The sequence below is a fragment of the Pseudomonas putida genome (genome assembly GCF_025905425.1).
GTDB lineage: Bacteria > Pseudomonadota > Gammaproteobacteria > Pseudomonadales > Pseudomonadaceae > Aquipseudomonas > Aquipseudomonas putida_AF.
Map to the genome: position 1 here is coordinate 3,753,293 of NZ_CP109603.1, position 16,888 is coordinate 3,770,180.

The following is a 16,888-nucleotide window of genomic DNA, read 5'->3' on the forward strand; positions in this document are numbered from 1 at the left end:
GTAACTGATTGAAGATGACAGCATCTTAACCCTCAGGACCCCACCATGCTGCCCAGCCTGTTCATTTCCCATGGATCACCCATGCTTGCCCTACACCCAGGCGCTAGCGGGCCGGCCCTCGCCGGGCTGGCCAACGCCCTGCCGCAGCCCAAGGCAATCGTGGTGGTGTCGGCGCACTGGGAAAGCCGTGAGCTGCTGGTGACCGGCAGCCAGCAACCCGAGACCTGGCATGACTTCCACGGCTTCCCTCCGGCGCTATATGCCGTGCAGTACCCGGCGCCGGGTGAGCCTGCGCTGACCGAAGAGGTGTGTGCATTACTGGGCGCTGCCGGCCTGCCCGCACGTACCGATGCGCACCGCCCGTTCGACCATGGCGCCTGGGTACCGCTGAGCCTGATGTACCCGAGCGCCAACATCCCGGTGATACAGGTCTCGCTGCCCAGCCAGAGGGGGCCTGCCTTGCAACTCAAGGTCGGCCAGGCGCTGGCAGGGTTGCGCGCGCAGGGGGTACTGCTGGTGGGCTCGGGGAGCATTACCCATAACCTGGGGGAGCTGAACTGGCACGCCGGGCCGGACGTGATAGAACCTTGGGCACTGGCGTTTCGGGATTGGGTGGTGGCGCGGCTGCAGGACGATGACCGGGATGCGCTGGTGGATTACCGGCAGCAGGCACCGTTTGCGGTGCGTAACCATCCCAGCGATGAGCATTTGCTGCCGCTGTACTTTGCCTTGGGGGCTGGAAGCAAGTTCGGGGTGGTGCACCAGGGGTTCACCCTGGGGGCACTGGGGATGGACATTTACAGGTTCGACTGAAGGGCCTTTTCGCGGGGCAAGTCGGACCGCGAAGAGGCCGGTACAGGCAAAAAAAATCCCCAGCACAGGCCGGGGATTTTTTTATTACGCCAGGATCAATCTTCGCGGTAGCGACGCAGCTTCAGCTGCTTGCCAGCCACGCGGGTGTCCTTGAGCTTGGACAGCAGCTTCTCCAGGCCATCTTCCGGCAGCTCGACCAGGCTGAAGCTGTCGCGTACCTGAATACGGCCGATAGCGTCACGGGCCAGGCCGCCTTCGTTGAGGATCGCACCCAACAGGTTCTTGGCAGCGATACCGTCACGGGCACCCAGGGCAGTACGGCAACGCACGCGGCCTTCAGCCAGCGGCATCGGCGCACGACGCTCACGGTCACCGCGATCGCCACGGTCACTGCGCTCGCCACGCTCGGTGCGCTCACCGCTACGCTCACGCGGGGCACCCACGCCCGGCACCAGCGGCTGTTCGCGCTCTACCGCAGCCAGGTCCAGCGCCTGACCATTGGTTGCTTTGCGCAGCAAGGCCGAAGCCAGGGCACGCGGGCTGCAACCCAGGTCAGCGGTCAGACGGTCGAGCAGCTCGCCATGGCTGGCTTCCGATTCGGCTACCAGCGGCGCCAGGCTCGAGGTCAGCTTCTTGATGCGAGCATCGAGAACGGCCTGAGCATTCGGCAGACGTGCTTCGGCAACCTTCTGCCCGGTCACACGCTCGATCACCTGCAGCATGCGGCGCTCACGCGGGGTGACCAGCAGCAGTGCACGGCCTTCGCGACCGGCACGGCCAGTACGGCCGATACGGTGTACGTAGGACTCTGGGTCGTACGGCATGTCAACGTTGAACACGTGAGTGATGCGCGGTACGTCCAGACCACGGGCAGCGACGTCGGTGGCGACGACGATGTCCAGGCGGCCATCCTTGAGCGAGTCGATAACGCGCTCACGCTGGTTCTGGGCGATGTCACCGTTCAGTGCGGCAGCCTTGTAGCCTTTGGCTTCCAGCGCGGCGGCCAGGTCCAGGGTGGCTTGCTTGGTACGCACGAAGGCGATCAGCGCGTCGAACTCTTCGACTTCCAGCAGACGCAGAACAGCCGGGATCTTCTGGTCGGCATGGACCATCAGGTGGGCCTGGTCGATCGCGGTAACGGTCTGGGTCTTGCTCTGGATCTTGACGTGCTTGGGTTCACGCAGGTGACGCTCGGCGATCGAACGGATCGACGACGGCAGGGTTGCGGAGAACAGTACGGTCTGACGGCTAGCCGGGATTGCGTCGAAGATCACTTCGAGGTCATCCATGAAGCCCAGCTTGAGCATCTCGTCGGCTTCGTCCAGTACCAGGTACTGCACTGTCGACAGGACTTTTTCGTCACGACGCAGGTGGTCGCACAGACGGCCTGGGGTAGCGACGACGATTTGTGCGCCGTTACGGATGGCGCGCAGCTGTGGGCCCATCGGGGCACCACCGTAAACAGCGACCACGTTAACGCCCGGCATCTGCTTGGCGTAGGTTTCGAAAGCGGTAGCAACTTGCAGCGCCAACTCACGGGTTGGCGCCAGGATCAGGGCTTGCGGTTCGCGCTTGCTCACGTCGATCTTGTTGAGGATCGGCAGGGCGAAGGCAGCGGTCTTGCCGGTGCCAGTCTGCGCCTGGCCGATCATGTCGTGACCGGCGAGGATGATCGGGATCGACTGATGCTGAATGGCGGACGGCTCTTCGTAGCCGGTAGCCAGCACAGCAGCAACAATATTCGGATTGAGATCGAGAGCGGCGAATCCGCCGGTTTCCTGGGTCATGGGTCTGCCTCTAGGTGCATCCGCAAAGACCCATGCTCCAAAGCTGCACATGCCTTGAAAGACCAAAAGGTCACCCAGGCAGCTTTGGCGGCGGGGATTTGCGAAAACGATTGAAAAAGAAAAACTTGGGAAGGTCCGCCTAGCGGACGTGCAGCCGAAGCTGGACTCGGAGGATTTGCACCACCTGATTTTGAGGTCCGCTAAAAGACCGGCGCGTACTATACCCGAATTAACGGGTTACGTGAGGAAAATTTTCGCAGGTCAGGGCCAGTACCGGGCCATCAGCGGATGGCTGGCTGAATCGATTCCTGTCTGCACTACCGCGTCACCCTTTTCGCGGGCAAGCCCGCTCCCACAGCTACGGCGCAGCATTGGGGCTAGCGGTGCTCCTGTGGGCTGCGAAGAGGCCAACACGGCCTTCAGGTAGCAGGCCGTATTTCCTTGATCAGGCCGTCAAGGCTATACCCCAATTGCGGCGCCAGCGCCTCGGCCCGCGCCCGCAGCCCTACCATGTCCAGCGTCTGCTCCAGGTCCGCCGGCACCAGCAGGATCACATTGCCCTCCTTCACCGGCAGCTCCCAGTAATGCCGATGGTACAAGCCGCGCAACAGCGCCGCGCCCAGCGGCCTGCCGTCGTCGGTGGCCCACTGGTTGATCACCAGCCAGCCGCCTGGGTTGAGCTGCTTCTGGCAGTTATCCAGGAATGTCCAGGCCAAGTGCCCGACACCCGGCCCGTGGTCGGTGTACAGGTCAACGAACAGCAGGTCGGTTTTCTCCGCCGTGGTCAGCAGCTCCAAGGCATCGCCTACGCGCACATAAAGGCGCGGGTCGTCGTCCAGCCCCAGGTACTGCATGGCCAGGCGCGGCACATCTGGGCGCAGCTCGATGGCCTCGATGTCTTCCAGCGGCAGGAACCTCATGCAGGCCTGGGTCAAGGTACCCGCCCCAAGCCCCAGAAACAGCGCGCTCTCGGGTTGCTCGTGGCACAGCGCACCGACCAGCATGGCGCGTGTGTAGTCATATTCCAGCCAGCTGGGGTCTGCCGTGAAAACGCAGCTCTGCTCGATCGCATCACCGAATTCGAGAAAACGGTAGTCGTCCACCTCGTACACGCTGATGACGCCAAAGGCATCTTCGACCCGTGCCAGTAGCCGCTCTTCCCGTTCCGCCGTCATGTTCGCCACTCGCCCGTGCAAAAACGCGCATTGTCCGCCAACACCCCCGATGCAACAAGCAGGGCAGCAACTGTTACCATGGCCCAAAGCCTACAACCGACAAGATCGAGCCCGAAATGAACGCACCGTGGAGCCCTGACAGCTGGCGCGCCCTGCCTATCCAGCAGCAACCGACCTACCCCGACGCTGCGCACTTGCTCAAGGTCGAGCAGACCCTGGCCAGCTACCCGCCGCTGGTGTTCGCTGGCGAGGCGCGTGAGCTGCGCCGGCAGTTCGCCGAGGTCACCGAAGGCCGCGCCTTCCTGCTGCAGGGCGGCGACTGCGCCGAGAGTTTTGCCGAGTTCTCGGCGGCGAAAATCCGCGACACCTTCAAGGTGCTACTGCAAATGGCCATCGTCATGACCTTCGCTGCCGGCTGCCCGGTGGTCAAGGTCGGGCGCATGGCCGGGCAATTTGCCAAGCCACGCTCCTCGGGCGACGAGACCATTGGCAACGTTACCCTGCCCGCCTACCGTGGCGACATCGTCAACGGCATTGGCTTTGACGAAAAAAGCCGCATCCCCGACCCGGATCGCCTGCTGCAGGCCTACCACCAGGCCACCGCCAGCCTCAACCTGCTGCGCGCCTTTGCCCAGGGCGGCTTTGCCGACCTGCACCAGGTGCACAAATGGAACCTGGACTTCATCGCCAACTCGGCGCTGGCCGACAAGTACCATCAACTGGCCAACCGCATCGACGAAACCCTGGCCTTCATGCGCGCCTGCGGGTTGGACAGCGCACCGCAACTGCGCGAGACCAGCTTCTTCACCGCCCACGAAGCCTTGCTGCTCAACTATGAAGAAGCCTTTGTGCGCCAGGACAGCCTGACCGGCGACTACTACGACTGTTCGGCGCACATGCTGTGGATCGGCGACCGCACGCGCCAGCTCGACGGCGCCCATGTGGAGTTCCTGCGTGGGGTGCACAACCCGATCGGGGTCAAGGTCGGCCCGAGCATGAACCCCGAGGAGCTGATCCGCCTGATCGACACCCTCAACCCGAGCAACGACCCAGGCCGCCTGAACCTGATCGTGCGCATGGGCGCCAACAAGGTTGGCGAGCATCTGCCAGGGCTGATCCGCACCGTCGAGCGCGAGGGGCGCAAGGTGCTGTGGAGCTCCGACCCGATGCACGGCAACACCATCAAGGCCAGCAGCGGCTACAAGACCCGCGACTTCGCGCAGATCCTCGATGAGGTCAAGCAGTTCTTCCAGGTGCACCAGGCCGAAGGCAGCCACGCTGGCGGCATCCACATCGAAATGACCGGGCAGAACGTCACCGAGTGCATCGGCGGCGCCCGCCCGATTACCGAAGACGGCCTGTCGGACCGCTACCACACCCACTGCGACCCGCGGATGAACGCCGATCAGTCGCTGGAACTGGCGTTTCTGATTGCCGAAACCCTCAAGCAGGTGCGCCGCTAAAGCGCCCGCTGGAGCGGCCTATTTACGCAGCGGATCATCCCAAAAAGGCCGCTCGGCCTCTTGCTGGATATCCGCCCGGCTCAAGCCCAGGTCATGCAATGTCGCATCGCTAAGGCTGGCCAGTTCCCGCCGCTGACGGTGCAGCTCCCACCAACGCACCGGGCGTTCCAGGGCTGCATGCCACAGGTGGTTCAGGGAGAAGGCAGGTTGCTGAATGCTGCTGACTTGACCTTTCATCGTGAAGCCCTCCGTGTTGATGGCTCCAGTCTCACGCCGGGCTTAAGATCAATCCAACGAATGTTTCTGATGCCATGCATCTCGGAGATTGATGCAATGTCCCAGTATCAAAGCCTCGATGCCGATGTACTGCGCACCTTCGTCGCCATTGCCGAACAAGGCGGCTTTACCCGCGCCGGCGAGGTGGTCAACCGCACCCAGTCGGCGGTGAGCATGCAGATGAAACGGCTGGAGGAAGACATCCTGCAGCGCCAACTGTTCGAGCGCGACGGCCGCCAGGTACGCCTTACTGCCGAAGGGCAGGTGCTGCTCGGCTATGCCAGGCGCATCCTCAAACTGCATGGGGAAGTGTTTAATACCTTGCGCATGCCGCACATGGTCGGGGTGGTCCGCATCGGCACACCGGACGACTATGCCATGCGCTTTCTGCCGACCATTCTGTCGAGTTTCGCCCAGGCTTATCCGCTGGTGCAGGTGGAGGTGCATTGCGACTCGTCGAAGCAGTTGATGCTGCGCCAGGACCTGGACCTGACCATCGTTACCCGCGAACCTGGCAACGAGATCGGCCAGCTGCTGCGCCAGGAGCGCCTGGTGTGGGCCGCAGCCGAAGGGTTCTGCCCGCAGGAGCAACGGCCCATGCCGGTGGCGCTGTTCAATACCGACTGCTTCTGCCGCGCCTGGACCTGCAATGCGCTGGAGGCACAGGGCATCGATTACCGCATTGCCTATACCAGCCCAAGCCTGGCGGCGATCTTTGCCATCGTCACTGCAGGGTTGGCGGTGACGGCGCAGTTGCAGAGCTTGATCGGCGGCAACATACGGATTTTGGGCGAGAGCGACGGGCTGCCGCAGTTGCCGGTGGCCAATGTGATGCTGGTGCGCAGTACGCAGAATCCGTCACCGATCACCGATTGCATGGCCGATTACATCGTCGAAGGGTTCAAGTGAGCCGGGGCTGCGGAGCGGCCCCAAAATCTCAAAGTTCAAACCCCAACATCACCGCACACACCACCAGAAACGCACAAAACATCGCCCGCAACACTTTCTCTGGCAAGGCATGGGCCAACCTCACCCCCCAACTGATGCTAAGCAGCCCACCCACCGCCAAGGGGATCCCTACCCCCCAGTCGACACTCTGGTGCAAGCCATACGTCAGCAGCGTCACCGTGGTACTGGGTGCCGCCAACGCCAGCGACAACCCTTGCGCCACCACCTGCGTGGTACCAAACACACTGGTCAGGATCGGCGTCGCCACCACTGCACCCCCTACCCCGAACAGCCCGCCCATGGTCCCGGCAAAACTGCCCAGCACGCCCAGCCATGGCCACCCATAGCGCAACTCGGGGCTTGGCGGCGCCACCTTGAGAAACATCCGCGCCACGTTCCAGATAGCCAGCGCCACCAGAAAACCGACAAAGCCCAGGCGCATGGACTGGGCATCGATGCCCACCGCCCAGATCGAACCCAGCCAGGCGAACAGGAAACTGCACAGCGCCAACGGCAGTGCATGGCGCAGCTCGATGCGGTTTCGCTGGTGATAGCGCCACAGCGCCAGCAACACATTCGGCACCACCATCACCAGCGCAGTGCCCTGTGCCAGCTGTTGGTCCAGGCCGAACAACACCCCCAGCGCCGGGATTGCAATCAACCCACCGCCAATACCGAACAAACCACCCATGGTGCCCAGGGCTGCGCCCAGCGCGATATACAACAACCACTCGATCATCAGGGCCTCTTGTGCCGGTCTCAAACAATGAAGGCATGCTACCCAGTCGGGGCTGGTGGGGAAACGCACAGCAGCGCACAATGGCTATGCGTTTCATGCAAAGCCGAGCCGCCATGAGCCCTGACATCCTCACCGACCAACTCAGCCTGTTTCTCGATGTACTGGAAACCGGCAGCTTTTCCGCCGCCGCGCGGCGCCACCCGCTGACACCCTCGGCCGTGGCCCGGCGCATCGACAACCTGGAAAGCGCTGTAGGCAGCCGCCTGTTTACCCGCAGCACCCACGCGGTACGCGCCACGCCGGCCGGCAATGCCTTTGCCGAGCGCGCACGGCGCATCATCGAGGAACTGCGCCTGGCGCGCGCCGAGGCCGTCTCGCTAAGCAGCGCCCCGGAGGGTTTGATCCGCATCGACGCCCCCGCCGCATTCGGCCGTCGCCACCTGGCACCGGCCATCGCCGACTTCCTGGTGGCCTACCCTGGGCTGGACGTGCAACTGCGCCTGATCGACAGCTTCGTCGACCTGCAGGGCAGCCACCTGGGCGAGGTCGACCTGGTGTTGCGCGCAGGCCCCCTGGCCGATACACGCCTGGTCGCCACGCCGCTGGCCTACATGGTGCGCATCGCCTGCGCCAGCCCAGCCTACCTGGCCAGCCGCGGTGTACCGGGGTGCCCCAGCGAACTGCCTGAGCACGACGGCCTCGACTGGGACGGCCTGGCGCCGCCTTTTGCCTGGCGCTTCACCGTGGCCGGCCAAGCCCGCCTGTACCGGCCATCGCGCATGCGCATGGCCGCCAACAATGCCGAAACCCTGCTGTTCGGCGCCCTCGCAGGCTTAGGTATCGCCCACCTGCCCACCTGGCTGATCAGCGACTACCTATTGCGCGGCGAACTGGTCCCGTTGTTTTGCGACGGTGGCCTGCCCGCCGCCGAGACCAGTGGTATTTATGCGCTGCGCCTTGCACATGAAACGAACTCTCGCAGCCGTTTGCTGCTCGAATTTCTCAAGAGCCGTTTCAGCCCAATTCCACCCTGGGACCTGGCCTTGCGCAGTGAACTGCGCTGGCAGTGATCGCACTAATGATCAGCGCGCCAGATGTTCCCATTGATTATTCCAAGGACCTGCATGAACGCCGACACCCAAGCCTCCTGTGACGAGCTGCTGCTGGACAACCAGGTCTGCTTTGCCCTGCATTCGACCTCGTTGCTGATGACCAAGGTCTACAAACCGCTGCTGCAGGCACTGGGCCTGACCTACCCGCAGTACCTGGCCATGCTCGTGCTGTGGCAGCGGGACGGCCTGACCGTGGGTGAGATCAGCCAGCACCTGCTCACCGACCCTGGCTCGCTGACCCCGCTGCTCAAGCGCCTGGAAAGCGAAGGCTTGCTAAAGCGCACCCGCAGCCGCGAGGACGAACGGGTGGTACTGGTGCAGTTGACCGACAAGGGCCGCGACCTGCAACAACAGGCCAAACAGGTGCCACCGTGCATCCTCAAGGCCAGTGGGCGCAGCCTGGAACGCCTGCAACAGCTGCAAGCCGACCTGCTCGAACTGCGCGACAACCTGCAAAAAAACCTCTGAACGCTATGCTGTGACATGGCCGTTCGGATGAGCGGTGATGATTTATCTTGCGCGCTAACTAATTGCGCGCTAAATTAAATCCCACACCTACCCAGCGCCACCCCAACACGGTCGCGCACAGCACATTAGCGAGGCTCAAGATGCAAAAGGTCACTCCGCTGTACATCGCAGAAGCCACTTCCACGGGCGGACGCGACGGTAAATCCCGCTCCAGCGACGGCAAGCTGGACGTCAAGCTGAGCACCCCCAAGGAACTGGGCGGCGCAGGTGGTGAGGGCACCAACCCTGAACAGATGTTCGCTGCCGGTTACTCGGCCTGCTTCATCGGCGCACTGAAATTTGTCGCCGGGCAAGAGAAAAAAGCCCTGCCGGCAGATTCCTCGATCACCGCAAACGTGGGCATTGGTCAGATCCCGGGTGGTTTCGGCCTGGACATCGACCTGCACATCAAGCTGCCGGGCCTGGCCCAGGCTGAGGCCGAAAGCCTGGTGGAAAAGGCGCACCAAGTCTGCCCTTACTCCAATGCCACCCGCGGCAATGTGGATGTCAGGCTTCATGTGACGGTCTGAGTGCAGGCATAAAAAAACCCGGCCGAGGCCGGGTTTTTTGTGCTCATCGCAAGAAGAATTACTTCTTGGAACGGCCCTTGAAGCTGTTGTCGCGAGTGTCGATGTCGATCCACTCGTCGATCTGGATGAAGTCGGCAACCGAGATCTCGGTACCGTTCGCCAGTTTGGCAGGCTTCATCACTTTGCCGGAGGTGTCACCGCGAGCAGCGTTCTCGGTGTAGGCAACTTTACGGCTGATGGTGGTCGGCAGTTCTACCGATACCAGGCGGTCTTCGAAGAAGACGGCTTCGCAGATGTCTTCCATGCCTTCTTCGATGTACGGCAGAACAGCCTCGATGTCTTCGGCGTTCAGTTCGTACATGGTGTAGTCGGTGGTGTCCATGAAGGTGTACGAGTCACCGCTGATGAACGACAGGGTCGCTTCTTTGCGATCCAGGATCACGTCGTCCAGCTTGTCGTCCGCACCGTATACGGTTTCGGTCTTGTAGCCGGTCAGCAGGTTCTTCAGCTTGGTTTTCATGATCGCGCTGTTACGGCCCGATTTGGTGAACTCAGCTTTTTGAACCAGCCACGGGTCGTTGTCGATCCGCAGTACGGTACCGGGTTTCAGTTCTTTACCAGTTTTCATTACGAAGTATCCGAATCTGGATGGATTTATAAAAATCGAGGCCGCATATCATAGCCAATTTCGGTAAAACTGTACCAGCGTCATGGCAAGGTCCGGCCGAGCGGCCTGCCGCGCCGCCCAATTTCGGGCATGCTGCTGCAGTTCTGGCCAGTGCGGCTGGGCCGCTTGCCACGCCTGGCCGACGTCACGGTCCATGTTCCACGCGCGCCACAACGCAACCAGTGCGGCAGCGGCATCGGCTGACAGGCCGTGTCGATAATGCTCAAGGAATGCGTCGAGCTTTTCCCAGTGGGCGTTCTCGTCCTGCACGTAGATGTGCCACAGCATTGGCCGCCCGGCCCATTGCGCACGCACGAACGAGTCTTCGCCGCGCACGGCGTTGAAATCGCAGCTCCACAGCAGCCGATCATAATCGTCTTGACTGACGAACGGCAAAATCTGCACGGTCAGCGCCCCGCGCAGGCGCACATCGCCCACCTCAAGCCCCGCCGCGCCTAGCCATCTGGCAACGTCAGTCAGAATGCGCCCTTGCGGCACCAACAGATGGGTTGGCTGCGTACCTGCCGCCAGGGCATCCAGCCAGTTGCCCAGCTGGGTATTTTCATAAGCAAACAGCGAGATCAGCCGTGCCTGCGGCTCGGGGTACACGCCAAGGCGCTGCAAGAATGCCTGACGGGCCTCGGCAGACTGCTCGAAGGCTTCGCGCCGCGCCAGCAGATTGCCCTCACGCAACAGCCCCCCGGTTTTCTCGGTAAAGCCTGGGAAGAAGAACACCTTGCGCAAGCCGTTTGGCTGGGGTGACGGCAAACCATGGCAACCCTCCACCCAGTCCTCGGCGCTCAGGTACTCAAGGTTCAGCCACAACGGCGGCCTAGGCCGGGCGCGCATGGCCTCGACATAGTGCACCGGCAGCAGGCAGGCGAAGGCACCGATCACCACATCCGCAGGTTCCACCGGCACCCATTTGGCAAGCCACTGGCGCACATCGACCCCCTGCAGCCATTGTTGCAACGCTGCGGCATCGGCCTCGGGGCACATCGGCACGAAGGCGTTCAGGTCGTCCACCCACAGGCGCACCGCCAGATCGTGCTCGTCCACCAGTTGCCGCGCCAGGCGCCAGGTCACGCCGATGTCGCCATAGTTGTCGACGACGGTGCAAAAGATGTCCCAGGTGGCCTTCATGCGCCCTCCCCCTCATGGTGCCCAAAACCGCGGATTCTGCGGATAAATTGTCGCCGACAAAAGCACCGGCGGGTAAAATTTGCCGGCGGCGTGCGACAATGCACCTCGACCCGCCCTGCCAGGAGGCCGCCATGCCCCGCCACCGTGAACTCAAGATCACCCTCAAGCCGTTGCAGTTGATCCTGTGCGTGGCCTTTGGCCTGTGGCTGGGCGCCGTGGCCATCGCCGTGAGCCTGTGGTTGGCGTTGCAGCTGTGGCCTGAGCAGGTGCAACCGGTTGCCCAGGCTGTGGCCCCTGCCCTCGGCCAGACCGCCACGCCGCCTGCGGATGCGCAGGGCGAGATGTTCGAGCGCTACAAAGACATCCTGCACCAGCAGCAACTGCAACAAGCCGCCGAGGCTGCCCAAGGCAACCCGCGCAACCTCAACAGCCCCAAGTGCCAGTTCTGGCTCCAACAGAACCGCACCGCGCCCACCGAAAAAAGCCAGGCCAATGTGCTGGAGTTCTGTTACTGAAGATGGACAAGCCCCTGCTCCTCGCGCGCATCGTCGCGACCCTCGAACATGACATCGACGTACTGAGCCGCGCGGCGCAGACCGCGTACGAAACCGCCACCGCTGAAGAGAACATCGCCGAGAACAAGTATGACACCCTGGGCCTGGAGGCTTCGTACCTGGCCACCGGCCAAGCGCGCCGCACTGCCGAAATTCGCCAGGCGCTGCAGATCTACCAGCAACTGCTGCTGCGTGACTACGACCCGGCGCGTGGCGTGCAGGTGAGCAACCTGGTCACCCTTGAGGACGAGGATGGCCAGCAGCGCCGGCTGTTCCTCGGGCCTGAGGCGGCGGGATTGAAGATTGGTGAAGGGGATGAGCTGGTGACCGTGATTACACCGCGCTCGCCGCTGGGGCAGCAATTGGCTGGCAAGCGGGTGGATGATGAGGTGAGCCTGGGGGCGCAGGTATTCTTCATTGTTGATGTTGCTTGACCCGGCCTCTTCGCGGGGCAAGCCCGCCCCCGCCGGATAATTACTGCTCGTAAGTGCGGCGCAGCCCCTGTGGGAGCGGGCTTGCCCGCGAAGAGGCCGGTTCAGGCACCATCAATCCAGAGGCCCTGCAACGCATCGAACTGCCCCGCCAACCCCTGCTGCGCAAACTGCTCCACGACAAAATCGATAAACGCCCGCGTCTTCCCAGGCAACAGCTTGTGCTGGGCGTAATACAAGCTGATATGCCCATCGTCCACATACCAGTCGGGCAACACCCGCCGCAACTGCCCGGCCTGCAAGTAGGGCACCGCAAACGGCAGGCTGACCAGGGCGATCCCCAAGCCTTGCTGCGCCACCGCGCAGGCCGCATCCGAATCGCTCATGGTCATCGCCTGGCGCAGCAACAACGGCTGTTGCTCCTGCCAGCGACTGGTCAGCGGCCAGGAGCGCACCCGGCCAGTCTGCGGTGAGCGAATCAGAATACCGGCATGACGCTGCAGCGCTTGCGGGTCCTCGATCGGTGGCTGCTGGGCCAGGTAGCCAGGCGCTGCCACCAGCACCCTGTGCGCCGGCGTCAGCTTGCGCGCCACCACACCCGGCGGCAATTCGAACCCCCCACCGATGGCCGCATCGAACCCCTGGCCAATCAGGTCGACCTGGCGATTGTCGAAATGCCAGTCCGGGGTAATGGCAGGGTAGCGGCGCAAGAATTCACCCAACAAGGGCAACACGTACAGCCGCCCGAACACCGTACCCATGCTGACCCGCAGCAACCCGGCCGGCTGGCCTTCGGCACTGGCCAGGTTGGCCACCGCATACTGGATGGTACGGAAACTGTCACTCACCTCGCCCAGAAAACGCTGGCCCGCTTCGGTCAAGGTCAGCTTACGGGTACTACGCTGGAACAGTCGCACACCCAACCGGGCTTCCAACTGGGCCACATGCTTGCCGACGGCGGCAGGCGTCAGGCTCAGGCGGCGAGCGGCCTCGGCGAAGCTGCCGACCTCGGCGCTGCGGATAAAGCATTCGAGGGCGTTAAACGATTCCACGGCCATGATTAACAACCAAAGGTTTACTCTGCTAATAGTGATTGCCATCTTATCAGCAGGCAATTAGCCACCGATACTGCGCCCATCCAAGGCATTCGGCCTTGCTTCCCAGCAGGAGATCAGCATGTCCAAGCCACTTCCACTCGAAGGTAAAGTAGCCCTGGTACAAGGGGGCTCCCGCGGCATTGGCGCGGCCATCGTCCGCCGCCTGGCCCGCGACGGTGCACGGGTTGCCTTTACCTACGTAAGCTCCGCCGGCCCGGCAGAACAGCTGGCACAGGAAATCATCGGCAACGGCGGCCAGGCCCTCGCCCTGCGCGCCGACAGTGCCGACGCCTCGGCCGTGCAACTGGCGGTGGATGACACCGCCAAGGCCTTCGGGGGGCTCGACATCCTGGTCAACAACGCCGGCGTACTCGCTGTGGCCCCCATCGCCGAGTTCGACCTGGCGGACTTCGACCGCATCCTGGCGGTGAACGTGCGCAGTGTGTTCGTCGCCAGCCAAGCGGCAGTGCGCTACATGGGCCAGGGCGGGCGCATCATCAACATTGGCAGCACCAACGCCGAGCGCATGCCGTTCGCCGGGGGCGCACCCTATGCCATGAGCAAGTCGGCACTGGTTGGCCTGACACGCGGCATGGCACGCGACCTTGGCCCACAAGGCATCACCGTCAACAACGTGCAACCCGGCCCGGTGGACACCGACATGAACCCGGCCAGCGGTGAATTTGCCGAGAGCCTGATACCGCTGATGGCGATCGGGCGCTATGGCCAGGTGGACGAAATTGCCAGTTTCGTGGCTTACCTGGCGGGACCGGAGGCGGGGTACATCACGGGCGCCAGTTTGACGGCCGATGGTGGCTTTGCGGCCTGACACGCGGTAGCAACCCCATTGCTGGCTTGCTGGCAATGGGGCCGGCGTATCAGCCCTCACCCACCTTCAGGACCTGCTCCATGACCTCCAGAAACGCCCTGGCCGCAGGAGTCGGGCTTGGCGACCAAACGGCATACAGATGCCGTACCGGCGCATCGACCAAGCGCGCCACCGCCACCCCCTCGACCCCCTGGGCAACCCGCTCCGGCACCAGGCCGACCGCCATGCCGCGCCGAACGAATTTCTCCACCAGACGAATATGCCCGATCTCGAACTGCACCCGACGCTGCAAGCCCGCCGCCTGAAACGCCTCGTCAGTCTGCCGCCGCGCGCCAGTCCCCTCGGGGAAGTCGACCAACACCTCACCCGCCAGATCCGCCAGCGCCAGCTGCGCCCTGCCCGCCAGCCGATGGGTGGCCGACAGCAACGCCACCAGCGCTTCTTTGGCCAACAGCCGGTGCTGCACGCCCTGCACGTGCTCGCCCTGCCACAGCCCGATGAAGCCCACATCCAGGCGCCGCTCGCAGACATCGGCGATCAACAGCTCGCTCTTGGCCGTCAGCCAGCGCACGTCCACATCCGGGTAGCGATCGTGGAACACCGCCAGCAGGTCAACCAGATCCAGCGCGGTCAGCGAACTGATTTCACCAATCGACAGCCGCCCGCGCACCTGGCCGCAGGCGGCGGCCACATCGTCGGCAATACGCCGGGCTGCCTCCACCGCCGGCCGAGCACTGAGCACGAACGCCTCGCCTGCGGGGGTCAGCCGTACCCGCCGCGACGTGCGCTCGAACAAGCTGACACCCAGCTGCGCCTCCAGCCGTGCCACCTGATGGCTGAGTGCCGACTGCACGACGTGGCAGCGCTCGGCGGCACGGGTGAAACTGCCGGTGTCGGCCACGGCCAAGGCATATTCCAGTTGCTTGAGGTTCATCGATTGATCTGTTTTCAAGATGGATTAGCTGAAAACTATACATTGGTGTCATGCCTGACACTTCTCGATAATCACCACCACTTACCACTGCCCGCCCCGAGATCCCCATGAACGCCCCGACCCTCAGTCGCGCCCTGATCCTGCTGATGGCAACCGCCACCGGCCTGGCCGTGGCCAGCAACTACTACGCCCAACCCTTGCTGCACAGCATCGCCCAGCAATTCGGCCTGAGCACGGCCAGCGCCGGCAGCATCGTCATCGCCGCCCAGCTCAGCTATGGCGCCGGCCTGCTGCTGCTGGCGCCGCTGGGTGATCTGTTCGAACAGCGCCGCCTGATCACCGTAATGACCGTCATTGCCACCCTCGGCCTGGTCATCAGCGCCTGCGCACCGAGCCTGCCATGGTTGCTCCTCGGCACCGCGCTGACTGGCCTGTTCTCGGTAGTGGCGCAAATCCTGGTGCCAATGGCCGCGAGCTTGAGCGAGCCGCATCAGCGCGGGCGCGCAGTTGGCACGCTGATGAGCGGTTTACTGCTGGGCATTCTGCTGGCGCGTACGGCGGCCGGTTTCATGGCTGAACTGGGTGGCTGGCGCAGCATCTACGTGCTGGCGGCGGTGCTGATGGCCATCACCGCCCTGGCCCTGTACCGCAGCCTGCCGCAGCACCACAGCCATGCCGGGCTGAAGTACCCGGCGCTGATCGGCTCGGTGTTCCGCCTGTTCATCGAGGAGCCGGTGCTGCGCCTGCGCTCGTTGCTCGGCCTGCTGGCGTTCAGTCTGTTCGCGCTGTTCTGGACGCCACTGGCCTTCCTGCTGGCTCAAGGCCCCTACCACTACTCGGATGCGGTGATCGGCCTGTTCGGCCTGGCGGGCGCGGCGGGGGCATTGTCGGCCAACTGGGCCGGGCGCCTGGCCGACCGTGGCAAGGGCTCGCTGGGCACCACGGTCGGGCTGGTGGTACTGCTGCTGTCGTGGGTGCCGCTGGGCTTTGCCGAATACTCGCTGCTGGCCCTGCTGCTGGGGGTGCTGATGCTCGACCTGGCCGTGCAACTGGTGCATGTCAGCAACCAGAATGCGGTGATCGCGCTGCGACCCGAGGCACGCACGCGGCTCAATGCCGGCTACATCACCTGCTACTTCATCGGCGGTGCGCTGGGGTCGCTGCTGGGCACGCAATTGTTCCAGCGCCAGGGCTGGATGGGCATCGTGGTGGCCGGGCTGGTGATCGGTACGTTGGCGCTGCTGGCCTGGGCACTGGCCGAGCGCAAGCGCGTGGGCCGCGACACTGCAACGCACTACCCTCCGTCGCTTGGCCGTTGACTTGCCAGACCGGGCAGCGCTCAGTAGACGCTGGACAATGCCCTATCCCTGACAGGACGACTTTATGACAAGACTCACGGTGCAATCCGGCGATTTCTTGCAAGGTGAAGGCGAGTATCGCAACGGATCGCTCACACTCAAGACCCCGCGCAGCCCCTCGCCTGGCGAGCGGATCTCACTCACACGCATCAGCGACCTCAGGCTGGCGAGCCTTGAGTCCAGCCGCAGCCTGGGCACTGCCCTTGGCTGGGGCGTGGCCGGCGCTCTGGTGGCCGGGCCGGTGGGGTTGCTGGCCGGGCTCTGGCTGGGTGGCAAGGAGGAAGAAGCCACCTTCCTTGCCACCTTCAAGGACGGGCGCAAGCTGTTGGCCGTCACCGATGGCAAAACCTGGTCGAAGATCGACGACAGTTGGCGCCAGCATAAGCGCCCGGCCAGCAACGATTGAATATCGCGCGGGCCTGATCGTTTTATGTTGAAGGCGGCTGTTAAGATGCCGCCTTTTTCATGGCCTGTGCGGGCCTCTTCGCGGGGCAAGCCCGCTCCCACAGAGATTGCAGCTCGCCT

At 63.5% G+C, this 16,888-nt stretch carries 19 protein-coding genes; 11 read left to right on the forward strand and 8 right to left on the reverse strand.

What is annotated here, in order from left to right; all coding sequences use genetic code 11:
* Window positions 1-45 precede the first annotated feature (45 nt).
* Entirely contained in the window at window positions 46-813 is a 768-nt protein-coding gene (locus OGV19_RS16705; RefSeq protein ID WP_264309760.1) for a DODA-type extradiol aromatic ring-opening family dioxygenase, read from the forward strand.
* A gap of 95 nt (window positions 814-908) precedes the next feature.
* Here OGV19_RS16705 and OGV19_RS16710 read toward each other — a convergent pair whose 3' ends face one another.
* Both OGV19_RS16710 and OGV19_RS16715 read right to left on the reverse strand, forming a co-directional pair.
* Window positions 909-2,600, reverse strand: a complete 1,692-nt coding sequence (locus OGV19_RS16710) for a DEAD/DEAH box helicase (RefSeq protein ID WP_264309761.1) — start codon at window positions 2,598-2,600, stop codon at window positions 909-911.
* Between the two features lie 419 nt (window positions 2,601-3,019).
* The gene (locus tag OGV19_RS16715; protein ID WP_264309762.1) at window positions 3,020-3,775 is read right to left on the reverse strand and encodes a spermidine synthase; all 756 of its coding nucleotides are present in this window, start codon (window positions 3,773-3,775) and stop codon (window positions 3,020-3,022) included.
* A 116-nt stretch (window positions 3,776-3,891) separates the two neighbouring features.
* Here OGV19_RS16715 and OGV19_RS16720 point away from each other — a divergent pair, with 116 nt between their 5' ends.
* Window positions 3,892-5,238 carry a class II 3-deoxy-7-phosphoheptulonate synthase gene (locus tag OGV19_RS16720; RefSeq protein WP_264309763.1) on the forward strand — a complete coding sequence of 449 codons (1,347 nt, stop codon included), beginning with the start codon at window positions 3,892-3,894 and terminating at the stop codon, window positions 5,236-5,238.
* Between the two features lie 18 nt (window positions 5,239-5,256).
* Here the strand turns inward: OGV19_RS16720 and OGV19_RS16725 are convergent, their stop codons facing one another.
* The gene (locus OGV19_RS16725) at window positions 5,257-5,475 is read right to left on the reverse strand and encodes a DUF1127 domain-containing protein (RefSeq protein WP_264309764.1); all 219 of its coding nucleotides are present in this window, start codon (window positions 5,473-5,475) and stop codon (window positions 5,257-5,259) included.
* A 96-nt stretch (window positions 5,476-5,571) separates the two neighbouring features.
* On the opposite strand from OGV19_RS16725, the gene OGV19_RS16730 reads away from it, so the two are divergent.
* Entirely contained in the window at window positions 5,572-6,423 is an 852-nt protein-coding gene (locus OGV19_RS16730; protein WP_264309765.1) for a LysR substrate-binding domain-containing protein, read from the forward strand.
* Window positions 6,424-6,451: 28 nt separating this feature from the next.
* Here the strand turns inward: OGV19_RS16730 and OGV19_RS16735 are convergent, their stop codons facing one another.
* Window positions 6,452-7,201, reverse strand: coding sequence for a sulfite exporter TauE/SafE family protein (locus tag OGV19_RS16735; RefSeq protein WP_264309766.1), 750 nt, complete (start codon window positions 7,199-7,201; stop codon window positions 6,452-6,454).
* A gap of 113 nt (window positions 7,202-7,314) precedes the next feature.
* Here OGV19_RS16735 and OGV19_RS16740 point away from each other — a divergent pair, with 113 nt between their 5' ends.
* The 3 genes from OGV19_RS16740 to OGV19_RS16750 all read left to right on the forward strand — a co-directional run bounded on the left by OGV19_RS16740 (window position 7,315) and on the right by OGV19_RS16750 (window position 9,350).
* On the forward strand, window positions 7,315-8,271 hold the full coding sequence (locus tag OGV19_RS16740; RefSeq protein ID WP_264309767.1) for a LysR family transcriptional regulator: 957 nt from the start codon (window positions 7,315-7,317) through the stop codon (window positions 8,269-8,271).
* A gap of 54 nt (window positions 8,272-8,325) precedes the next feature.
* On the forward strand, window positions 8,326-8,781 hold the full coding sequence (locus OGV19_RS16745) for a MarR family winged helix-turn-helix transcriptional regulator (protein WP_264309768.1): 456 nt from the start codon (window positions 8,326-8,328) through the stop codon (window positions 8,779-8,781).
* 140 nt (window positions 8,782-8,921) lie between these two features.
* The gene (locus OGV19_RS16750) at window positions 8,922-9,350 is read left to right on the forward strand and encodes an organic hydroperoxide resistance protein (RefSeq protein ID WP_264309769.1); all 429 of its coding nucleotides are present in this window, start codon (window positions 8,922-8,924) and stop codon (window positions 9,348-9,350) included.
* Window positions 9,351-9,408: 58 nt separating this feature from the next.
* Here the strand turns inward: OGV19_RS16750 and efp are convergent, their stop codons facing one another.
* Both efp and earP read right to left on the reverse strand, forming a co-directional pair.
* Window positions 9,409-9,978: an elongation factor P gene (gene efp / locus OGV19_RS16755; RefSeq protein WP_264309770.1), complete on the reverse strand. Its 570-nt coding sequence runs from the start codon at window positions 9,976-9,978 to the stop codon at window positions 9,409-9,411.
* A gap of 48 nt (window positions 9,979-10,026) precedes the next feature.
* On the reverse strand, window positions 10,027-11,160 hold the full coding sequence (gene earP, locus OGV19_RS16760) for an elongation factor P maturation arginine rhamnosyltransferase EarP (RefSeq protein ID WP_264309771.1): 1,134 nt from the start codon (window positions 11,158-11,160) through the stop codon (window positions 10,027-10,029).
* A 131-nt stretch (window positions 11,161-11,291) separates the two neighbouring features.
* On the opposite strand from earP, the gene OGV19_RS16765 reads away from it, so the two are divergent.
* Both OGV19_RS16765 and OGV19_RS16770 read left to right on the forward strand, forming a co-directional pair.
* The gene (locus tag OGV19_RS16765; RefSeq protein ID WP_264309772.1) at window positions 11,292-11,675 is read left to right on the forward strand and encodes a hypothetical protein; all 384 of its coding nucleotides are present in this window, start codon (window positions 11,292-11,294) and stop codon (window positions 11,673-11,675) included.
* Window positions 11,676-11,677: 2 nt separating this feature from the next.
* Window positions 11,678-12,148 (forward strand): GreA/GreB family elongation factor, encoded by a 471-nt coding sequence (locus OGV19_RS16770; protein WP_264309773.1) that lies wholly within the window; start codon window positions 11,678-11,680, stop codon window positions 12,146-12,148.
* A gap of 101 nt (window positions 12,149-12,249) precedes the next feature.
* Here the strand turns inward: OGV19_RS16770 and OGV19_RS16775 are convergent, their stop codons facing one another.
* A complete protein-coding gene (locus tag OGV19_RS16775; protein ID WP_264309774.1) occupies window positions 12,250-13,203 on the reverse strand; it encodes a LysR family transcriptional regulator in 954 nt (317 codons plus the stop codon).
* Between the two features lie 118 nt (window positions 13,204-13,321).
* Here OGV19_RS16775 and OGV19_RS16780 point away from each other — a divergent pair, with 118 nt between their 5' ends.
* Window positions 13,322-14,071, forward strand: a complete 750-nt coding sequence (locus OGV19_RS16780) for a 3-oxoacyl-ACP reductase family protein (RefSeq protein ID WP_264309775.1) — start codon at window positions 13,322-13,324, stop codon at window positions 14,069-14,071.
* Window positions 14,072-14,120: 49 nt separating this feature from the next.
* Here OGV19_RS16780 and OGV19_RS16785 read toward each other — a convergent pair whose 3' ends face one another.
* Complete coding sequence (locus OGV19_RS16785) at window positions 14,121-15,005, reverse strand: LysR family transcriptional regulator (RefSeq protein ID WP_264309776.1); 885 nt, start codon at window positions 15,003-15,005, stop codon at window positions 14,121-14,123.
* Window positions 15,006-15,112: 107 nt separating this feature from the next.
* Between OGV19_RS16785 and OGV19_RS16790 the strand changes: the two genes are divergently transcribed.
* Both OGV19_RS16790 and OGV19_RS16795 read left to right on the forward strand, forming a co-directional pair.
* Complete coding sequence (locus OGV19_RS16790; protein WP_264309777.1) at window positions 15,113-16,324, forward strand: MFS transporter; 1,212 nt, start codon at window positions 15,113-15,115, stop codon at window positions 16,322-16,324.
* 64 nt (window positions 16,325-16,388) lie between these two features.
* The gene (locus tag OGV19_RS16795; RefSeq protein WP_264309778.1) at window positions 16,389-16,769 is read left to right on the forward strand and encodes a hypothetical protein; all 381 of its coding nucleotides are present in this window, start codon (window positions 16,389-16,391) and stop codon (window positions 16,767-16,769) included.
* Window positions 16,770-16,888: the final 119 nt, after the last annotated feature.